This is a genomic window from Micromonospora solifontis, assembly GCF_003725545.1.
In the GTDB taxonomy this organism is placed as follows: Bacteria; Actinomycetota; Actinomycetes; order Mycobacteriales; family Micromonosporaceae; genus Micromonospora; species Micromonospora solifontis.
Window position 1 is genome coordinate 1 of record NZ_RJLN01000222.1, and the last position, 269, is coordinate 269.

A 269-nucleotide genomic window follows, 5' to 3' on the forward strand; every position below is an offset into this window, starting at 1 on the left:
GCGGCGTCGTCCAGGCTCAACACGCCGGCGAGGTGGGCGGCGCTGATTTCGCCGAGGGAGTGTCCGGTGAGGTGGTCGGCGTGTAGTCCGAGTTGGGTGGTGGCGACGTGGTGGAGGGCGGTGTGGAGGGCGAACAGGGCGGGTTGGGTGTAGGCGGTGCTGTCGAGTAGGCCGGCGAGGTCGGTGTCGGGTTCGGCGAACACGACGTCCTGGAGCCGGTGTTCCAGGTGCGGGTTGAGCGCCTCGCAGGCCTGGTCGAACGCCTCCCG

At 70.3% G+C, this 269-nt stretch carries 1 protein-coding gene; it reads right to left on the reverse strand.

The features are described 5' to 3' along the window. Positions 1-269: acyltransferase domain-containing protein (locus tag EFE23_RS27950; protein ID WP_123243826.1), on the reverse strand; the 269-nt coding region annotated here is incomplete at both ends.